Source organism: Streptomyces albiflavescens (assembly GCF_014645835.1).
In the GTDB taxonomy this organism is placed as follows: Bacteria; Actinomycetota; Actinomycetes; order Streptomycetales; family Streptomycetaceae; genus Streptomyces; species Streptomyces albiflavescens.
In genome coordinates this window covers 132809-140632 of the sequence record NZ_BMMM01000015.1, presented here as the reverse complement: position 1 = coordinate 140632, position 7824 = coordinate 132809, and the positions used below count along the sequence as shown (strand labels likewise).

At 68.8% G+C, this 7824-nt stretch carries 8 protein-coding genes; 2 read left to right on the top strand and 6 right to left on the bottom strand.

All coding sequences use genetic code 11. The features are described 5' to 3' along the window. Positions 1–48: 48 nt before the first annotated feature. The 4 genes from IEY95_RS34280 to IEY95_RS34265 form a co-directional block, all read right to left on the bottom strand. Positions 49–477 (bottom strand): hypothetical protein, encoded by a 429-nt coding sequence (locus IEY95_RS34280; protein WP_189190079.1) that lies wholly within the window; start codon positions 475–477, stop codon positions 49–51. A 4-nt stretch (positions 478–481) separates the two neighbouring features. Continuing rightward, complete coding sequence (locus IEY95_RS34275) at positions 482–862, bottom strand: roadblock/LC7 domain-containing protein (protein ID WP_189190078.1); 381 nt, start codon at positions 860–862, stop codon at positions 482–484. A gap of 83 nt (positions 863–945) precedes the next feature. After that, positions 946–2586, bottom strand: a complete 1641-nt coding sequence (locus tag IEY95_RS50450; protein WP_308429373.1) for a hypothetical protein — start codon at positions 2584–2586, stop codon at positions 946–948. A 178-nt stretch (positions 2587–2764) separates the two neighbouring features. After that, entirely contained in the window at positions 2765–3742 is a 978-nt protein-coding gene (locus IEY95_RS34265; RefSeq protein WP_229703559.1) for a LysR substrate-binding domain-containing protein, read from the bottom strand. A 158-nt stretch (positions 3743–3900) separates the two neighbouring features. Between IEY95_RS34265 and IEY95_RS34260 the strand changes: the two genes are divergently transcribed. After that, on the top strand, positions 3901–4455 hold the full coding sequence (locus IEY95_RS34260) for a peroxiredoxin (protein WP_189190077.1): 555 nt from the start codon (positions 3901–3903) through the stop codon (positions 4453–4455). A 6-nt stretch (positions 4456–4461) separates the two neighbouring features. Beyond that, positions 4462–4995, top strand: coding sequence for an alkyl hydroperoxide reductase (locus IEY95_RS34255; RefSeq protein WP_189190076.1), 534 nt, complete (start codon positions 4462–4464; stop codon positions 4993–4995). Between the two features lie 215 nt (positions 4996–5210). On the opposite strand, the gene IEY95_RS34250 is transcribed toward IEY95_RS34255, so the two are convergent. After that, the gene (locus tag IEY95_RS34250; RefSeq protein ID WP_189190075.1) at positions 5211–6650 is read right to left on the bottom strand and encodes an AI-2E family transporter; all 1440 of its coding nucleotides are present in this window, start codon (positions 6648–6650) and stop codon (positions 5211–5213) included. A gap of 136 nt (positions 6651–6786) precedes the next feature. After that, complete coding sequence (locus IEY95_RS34245) at positions 6787–7485, bottom strand: lysozyme family protein (RefSeq protein WP_505994149.1); 699 nt, start codon at positions 7483–7485, stop codon at positions 6787–6789. Positions 7486–7824: the final 339 nt, after the last annotated feature.

The following is a 7824-nucleotide window of genomic DNA, read 5'->3' as shown; positions in this document are numbered from 1 at the left end:
AGGGCGCCGCCACGTCGCGCGCTGTCTCTCGCTCGGACCCCGCGGCCGTCAGACGGTGTATTCCTTCACGACACGTCTGACCTGGGCGAAGAGCATGCCCACATTCACCGACTTGCGGCAGACGACCACCGCGACGACGTCCTGGTGGTCGTTCATGCGTACGAACAGGTGCGTCAGGTTGTCGCTGTTCACCAGGATCTCCTGGAAGAAATGCTGATCGCTGCTGACGCCCCGGCGCTCCTTGAAGACGTCCTCGATCATCACGACCGTACGCCCCTGGAACAGGTCGAGGGTCGCGCCCGCGAGCAGGTCCAGGACCTCGGGCGGGTGATTGTCCACGGTCTCGTAGGCCAACAGCATGCCGGTCGACATGTCGACCGCGCCCGAGGCCACACAGTCCGGTGCGTCGGTGCGGAGGGACTTGACCAGGCTCAGGACCTGGTCGGAGAACCCCGGGGTCATCCTCTTCGTCGCCATGCGGTCAGACTCCTTCAGTCGCGGTCAGGATCGTTCCGATGCGTCCCAGGGCGGGCCGGGTCTCCGCGTGGAGCCGGTCGAGGTCGATGCCCTCGTCGCCCAGGACCACCATCAACGCGGTGTCGCCGACCGCGTAGAAGGCGGCGCAGCCCTGGCTGCCGTATGTCACCGTCTGCCGGAAGGTTCCCCGGCCTGTCGTCTCGGCCGCCCGTCGGGCGATGCCCAGGCCCGCCGCCGCGATCGCGGCGAGTCCCTCCGGGTCGATGGTGTCCGCGGTGTCCGCCGCGATGAGCAGTCCGTCCGCAGCCGCCACCGCCGTGTCGGTAATTCCGGTCACCTGCTCCCGCAGGCCTCTCATTTCCATGGCCAGTGCCTCGTGATCCATGTGCTGAACTCCCTGATGCCTGATCACACTTGTTCGTTCTCGCGCAGAAGAGCGCTGATCCACTTCGCGGTTCCCCGGGAATGTCAGGTACCGGAATCCGGGGTCCAGATCCGGTTGCGCAGACGGAAGAACCCTTTCCAACTCGCCCCGGCGCTTTCCGGAGCGAGAGTCTCGGTGATCCCGCTCGCCCCGGGGTTGCGCCGGGGGAGATCTGAGCTGGTAGGACGTGGGGGTGTGGTGGGGGCGTCGGCCTCGGACGGAGGGGTCAGCGCCGCGTCCTCCGCCGTGGAGGCGCCGGTACCCGTGCCCACCATGGAGGCAAGCGCCCAGACCACCTCCGGAGCGATACGAGGGGTCCCTTCCGTGGGCCGAAGGGCGGGCTCCACCACAGAGGCGGGCCACTCTGCGGCACCGTCCGGTGCGGGCGCCGTATCCGCCGGCTCTCCGTCACCGTCCGGTGCGGGCGCCGTACCCGCCGATTCATCGGCATCATCCAGTCCGGAACCCGCTGACTCCCCCGCACCGCCCGGTCCAAACGCCGTGCCCGCTGACTCCCCCGCACCATCCGGTCCGGACGCCGTGCCCGCCGACTCCCCCGCACCATCCGGTCCGGACGCCGTACCCGTCGACTCATCGGCATCATCCGGTGCGGGCGTCTCCGCCCCGAGTCCGCCGGCACCGGTCGGGCGGGACTCTTCCTGCGCTACGAGCCCTCCACCACCTTCCGCTTCCGGCCAGTCCCGTACGCGCTCCTCGCCACCGTCCGCTTCCGGCCGCTCCCGTACGGGCTCCTCGCCACCGTCCGCTTCCGGCCGCTCCCGTACGGGCTCCTCGCCACCGGCCGCTTCGGGCCGCTCCGGTATGGGCCCCTCGACACCGTCCACTTCGGGCCACTCCCCCACCGGCTCCTCGCCCCGATCCGCTTCCCACGCGCCCTCCGCCGGACGAGGAGTGGACGGCGGTCTGGGGTGCAGTGCGACCGTGGGCGGGAGGTGGATGGTGATCGGGGCGATCGGCTCGGTTTCGGCCGTCCATTCCAGGAGGCCCTCGCCGATCATGCGGGCCATGACGACGGTCACGGTGTAGACAGCGTGTCCGGTCGCGAAGGCGATGTCGCGGGCGGTCCGCCGGCCATCGGCGTGCGCCAGCAACTCCCGTTGCTCAGGGGAGAGTCGGACGCGCAGGAGGTCCGCCCCGGGCACGGGCCTGGGCCGTTCACGATCGGGCCGTACAGGGTGAGGGAGCGCGGCGAGAGCGGCCAGCTTGCGGGTCGCGTCCTGCAGCAGCCGCCCCGGCGCCTCGCCCACGGCGACGGGCGCGAAGGGCTCGGCCGCGTCGAGCCGTTCGCAGCCGTCCACGTGCCCTGCGACCACGGCGAAGGCAGCGTCCTGCAGCGCCATCATGCAGACGACCCTGAGTTGGGCGGCGCCCGCGTGGCCGTGCGCGACCAGTCCGGCCTCCGGCCAGCTCGTCCCCCCGGCCTCCCGGAGCAGCTCCGCCCACTGCTCACCACTGATCCGGCCGGTGCGCAGCATCCGTGCCTCGGGCCCCGGGGCACCGGGGCTCTGTACGGCGACGACGAGGCCGTCGCGGAAGTGGAAGACTCCCCCGGGCTTCCCGGAGACCCGCAGTCCCCCGGTCTCCTCCTCGCGATGGCACTGGTCCAGCGCGTGCCACAGCAGGTCGTATCCGACCCGGCCAAGGGAATCCCGATAGCCCGACATCACTCCCCTTGAGCCTCCGGAGCCTCGTACAGACGCCTGATGCGTCACACTGAGGGGGTATGTGTATCAGTCCGGGCGCATATTTCAGCGAGAGTCGCACTACCTGACGGAAGTTGAATTCTCCCGCCCTTCACGAGGCTCCATCGGTCACCCAAATGACCGTCTGTGCACAGCAGTTTCAGTCTTCCGGGCCCAACACCCGTACGGGCAGGGGACGCAGGGCCTCGCGCAGCGCCGCGGCCAACTCCTCGTACTCCGCCCCGCGCGCCGCGCCGGAGCGCATCGCCAGCGCAATACGCCGCGTGGGCGCCGGATCCGCGAAGTACCCGGTGAGCAGCTGGTTGCTGCGGGTCGTCTCCACCTTGACGGCGGTACGCGGGAGAAGGGTCACGCCGAGGCCGCCGGCGACGAGTTGGACGAGCGTGGACAGACCCGCGGCGGTGGTGGTGACGGGGGCGTCGGCACGGCCCGCCTCCCGGCAGATGTCGAGGGCCTGGTCGCGCAGACAGTGACCCTCGTCGAGCAGCAGCAGATTCAGCTCCCGCAGGGCCTCGCGGGGAATTCCCTCCCTGCCTCCCAGCCAGTGGTCCAGCGGCGTCACGAGCACGAAGTCCTCGTCGAACAGGGGGAGTTCGGTGACGGTGGGCACACCGAGCGGCACGGCGAGAAGCAGCAGATCGAGGCGGCCGACGGCCAGCCCCTCCAGCAGATTGGCCGTCTGCTCCTCGTGGACCTGGAGGTCGAGGTCCGGGTAACGGTCGTGGACGAGCTTGAGGACGGTGGGCAGGAGGTAGGGCGCGACGGTGGGGATGACGCCGAGGCGGAGGGTTCCGGTGAACGGCGCACGGACGGCCTCGGCCTCTTCCATGAACGCACCGACCGCTTCCAGTACCACCTTCGCGCGTACGGCAAGACGCTCACCGGCGGGCGAGAGCAGCACCTTGCGGGTCGTACGCTCCAGCAACGTCACCCCGAGCGTTTCCTCAAGGGCGGAGACCGCACCCGACAGCGCGGGCTGGCTCATACCGATCGCGGCGGCCGCGTCGCGGAAGTGGAGATGCTCGGCCACGGCGGCGAAGGCGCGCAGCTGGGCGAGGCTGGGCTGCCGGCGCCCGTTCCCCTTGGAGCTCACCTTGCCGCCCATCGGGCTTGCCATGGCCGTACCTCTTACTCATAGTCACTGATAGTTGTAGCCGATCAACACGACCGAGTGTAGCTATTTCCCGAATCAATGCAGCGTGTGCCACCATCGATCACGTCCAACCCATGGGAAACGCCCTCAAAAGGGGCTATTCCTCGCTGCAAGGAGAGCGCGTGCTCACTGTCGGTGACAAGTTCCCCCCGTTCGATCTGACTGCCTGTGTCTCGCTGGAGAAGGGCAAGGAGTTCGAGCAGATCGACCACAAGACCTACGAGGGCAAGTGGAAGATCGTCTTCGCGTGGCCCAAGGACTTCACCTTCGTGTGCCCGACCGAGATCGCGGCCTTCGGCAAGCTGAACGACGAGTTCGCCGACCGTGACGCCCAGGTGCTCGGCTTCTCCGGCGACTCCGAGTTCGTGCACCACGCCTGGCGCAAGGACCACGACGACCTGCGCGACCTGCCCTTCCCGATGATGGCCGACTCGAAGCACGAGCTCATGCGTGACCTCGGCATCGAGGGCGAGGACGGCTTCGCCAAGCGTGCCGTGTTCATCGTCGACCAGAACAACGAGATCCAGTTCTCCATGGTGACCGCCGGCTCCGTCGGCCGTAACCCCAAGGAGGTCCTGCGGGTCCTGGACGCCCTGCAGACGGACGAGCTCTGCCCTTGCAACTGGACCAAGGGCGAGAACACCCTCGACCCGGTGGCGCTCCTGGCGGGTGAGTAACCCTCCATGGCCCTCGACGAACTGAAGTCCGCCCTACCGGACTACGCGAAGGACCTGCGCCTGAACCTGGGCTCGGTCATCGGCAACTCGGAGCTCCCGCAGCAGCAGCTGTGGGGCACCGTGCTGGCATGCGCCATCGCCTCGCGCTCGCCGCGCGTGCTGCGTGAGCTGGAGCCCGAGGCGAAGGCCCAGCTCTCGCCCGAGGCGTACACCGCTGCCAAGTCGGCCGCCGCGGTCATGGCGATGAACAACGTCTTCTACCGGACGCGGCACCTGCTGTCGGACCCCGAGTACGGCACCCTGCGCGCCGGCCTGCGGATGAACGTCATCGGCAACCCCGGTGTCGAGAAGGTCGACTTCGAGCTGTGGTCGCTCGCCGTCTCCGCCGTGAACGGCTGTGGGCAGTGCCTCGACTCCCACGAGCAGGTGCTCCGCAAGGCGGGGGTCGACCGGGAGACCATCCAGGAGGCCTTCAAGATCGCGGCGGTGATTCAGGCGGTCGGGACGACGCTGGACGCCGAGGCGGTTCTCGCGCAGTAGCCTCCACGGAGTGTCCTTCTCGGGCCCCGTCCACCCCGGCTTGGGGTGGACGGGGCCTTGGGTTTTTCGCCCCCTCCGCCCCTGCCCGTCCCGTTACTGGGGGCTGCCGCCCCCAGACCCCCGCAAAAGATCGCGCAGTTCCCCGCGCCCCTTTTCAGGGGCGCGGGGAACTGCGCGAACGGGGTCTGGGGCAGGGGCGGAGGGGGCGAAGAAGACTACGGCGTCGGCCGGTGGACCGGGGCCGCGTCCACCGCTGTGGCGCCCCGGGGCTCGGGCGCATGGCGAAGGCCCGCTTCGCGGGCGTAGGAACGCAGGTACACCACCACCGTGTTGGTGACCGCGACCAGCGGCACCGCGACCACGGCACCCCCGATCCCGGCGATCATCCCCCCTGCGGCGACCGAGAGGACCACCGCCAGAGGGTGGACCCGCACCGCCCGCCCCAGAATGAACGGCTGCAGAATGTGGCCCTCGATCTGCTGCACCGCGAGCACCACGACCAGCGTCATCACCGCCGTGAACACACCCTGCGTCACGAGGGCGACCACCACCGCCAACGCCCCGGAAATCACGGCACCCACGAGCGGAATGAACGCCCCCAGGAAGATGAAGACCGCCAGCGGGACGGCCATGGGGACGTCGAGGAAATAGATGCCCAAGCCGATGAAGGTCGCGTCGATCAACGCCACTATCACCGTCCCGCGCACATACGCCGTCAGCGTGCGCCACGCCCGCGGCCCCGCGCCCGCGACACCCGGCCGGGCGGCGGCCGGGACGAGCTTGAGCGTCCACTCCCAGATCCGCTTGCCGTCGTAGAGCAGGAAGAGGGTCGAGAACATCGTCAGGAGGATGCCGGTCAGCGCCTCGACGATGACGGTCACGCCTTCGAGGCCCGCCGAGGTGATCTGGTCGGTGTTCGCGCCGACCGCTTCGCGCAGGTTCTTCGCGATCTCGTTGATCTGTTTGTCCGTCACATGGAACGGGCTGTTGAGGAGCCATTTGCGCAACTCGTCGATGCCGTCCTGGATCTGGTCGGAGAGGTTGTCGATGTTCTCCTGGACCTGCCAGACCACGAACCAGCCGACCAGTCCCATGATGACGAAGCCGAGGATCGCGGTGAGCGCGGTGGCGAACCCGCGCGGCACTCCGTAACTCTTCAGACGGGCCACCGTCGGCTGCAGCAGCGCGGTGATGAGCAGCGCGGCCACGAAGGCCAGTACCACCAGCTGTACGGCACTGATCACCCGCATCAACACCCAGACGGTGCCCGCGAGTACGAGCAGCCGCCAGCCCGCCTCGGCCGCGACCCGCACACCCCACGGCACGGCGAGGGCGGGGTCGGGGCGATCGGCCGCAACCGGCACATACGCGACGGAAGGCACGGGCACACCGTCCCGGGGAAGGCTCTCGGAAGGGTTCCGAGTTCGGTCCTCGGAAGCGTCCTCGGGAGGGCTCCCGGCGGCGGGCGCGGATGTCCCGGCGTCCGCGACCGGCGAGTCGTGCGGTGTCCCGTCCTCACGGAAACCGAGCGCGTCCTCGGAGTCGAGGGAGCCCCCCGACTCCTTCTCCACCTCGGCGCGGCGCTCGTCCAACCGCTCCCCCAGCTCGGTCAGTCCGGCGCCCAGCCGGCCGAGCCACCCTGGCACTCGCGACATGATCGTTCCTTTTCCCCCGTTGCTCCCCACCACTCCCCCCTGGAGTCGTCGGTTCCGACCGTACATGGCCGAAGCCCCTCACCCTAGGACGGGGAGGGGCTTCAGAAGGTTGAGCGGCCGGCGTACGGCGTGGGGCTCAGTACCAGCTGTTGGCCTGCCAGAACGACCAGGCCTCGCACGGGCTGCCGTAGCGGCTGTTCATGTAGTTGAGGCCCCACTTGATCTGTGTGGCCGGGTTCGTCTGCCAGTCGGAACCGACGGACGACATCTTGGAGCCGGGGAGGGCCTGGAAGAGACCGTAGGCACCCGAGGAGGCGTTGACCGCCTTGTAGTTCCAGCTGGACTCGTGGTCCACGATGTTGCTGAAGCACTGGAACTGACCGCTCGGCACCATCTGGCGTGCCATCGCCTGGATCTGCGCGGTGGTGTACGAGGACTTGACGGAGAAGCTGGAAGCGTCACGCGTCGCGGAGCGGCTGGCCGCTTCCTGCGCCGCCTTGCGCTCCTTGGCTTCCTGCTCTGCCTTCTCCGCGGCCTTCTGCTTCGCGATCGCGTCGTCGGCCGCCTGCTTGCGGGCAGCCGCCTCCGCATCCTTCTTGGCGCTCGCGTCCGCGGCGATGGCCTGTGCGTCGGCCTGCTGCGTCAGGGACGCGGTCTGCACCTGGGCCTGCTGGCCCGTAGGTATGTCCGCGAGGAGAGTCGAGTCACTTGCCGTCGCCTCGGCGTCGTTCGAGGGCTGGGCGGTGCTGCCCGAGGCAACTCCGACGACGCTTCCGACAGCGGTGACCGCGGTGGCAGAGGCCACTGCGAATCCCCGGACCGAAATCCGGCTCACACGGTTTCCTTCCAGCATCGCCCGCTTCGGTGACCCTGGCGGACGCAATCGTGCCCCTGGCTCTGGTCTCCCAACTGCGGGGTCACGGGAGACACGGGCCCGGTGGGCAACTCCTGCGAAAGGAGCGCCGCGTGGTGCTCGGGCGGCATACGACGGCTCTATGGAGTTCTGAGGTTCCTGTGGTGCCGTACCGCTGGGGGTACAGGTGTGTCGTATGCGGGGCCTGACAGGAGTGAGACTCTGCCGTAACCCGACGCCGCAAGGCAATTCTGAGTTGCGTGTGAAAGCTCACACCTCGTTTGCCCCGGGAGTTTTCCGGAAACGAGCACACACCCAGAC

Bases quoted from the DNA above. Each gene is read 5' to 3' on its own strand.
- IEY95_RS34280 (WP_189190079.1), bottom strand. From the start codon at position 477: ATGGCGACGAAGAGGATGACCCCGGGGTTCTCCGACCAGGTCCTGAGC.
- IEY95_RS34275 (WP_189190078.1), bottom strand. From the start codon at position 862: ATGGATCACGAGGCACTGGCCATGGAAATGAGAGGCCTGCGGGAGCAG.
- IEY95_RS50450 (WP_308429373.1), bottom strand. From the start codon at position 2,586: ATGTCGGGCTATCGGGATTCCCTTGGCCGGGTCGGATACGACCTGCTG.
- IEY95_RS34265 (WP_229703559.1), bottom strand. From the start codon at position 3,742: ATGGCAAGCCCGATGGGCGGCAAGGTGAGCTCCAAGGGGAACGGGCGC.
- IEY95_RS34255 (WP_189190076.1), top strand. From the start codon at position 4,462: ATGGCCCTCGACGAACTGAAGTCCGCCCTACCGGACTACGCGAAGGAC.
- IEY95_RS34250 (WP_189190075.1), bottom strand. From the start codon at position 6,650: ATGTCGCGAGTGCCAGGGTGGCTCGGCCGGCTGGGCGCCGGACTGACC.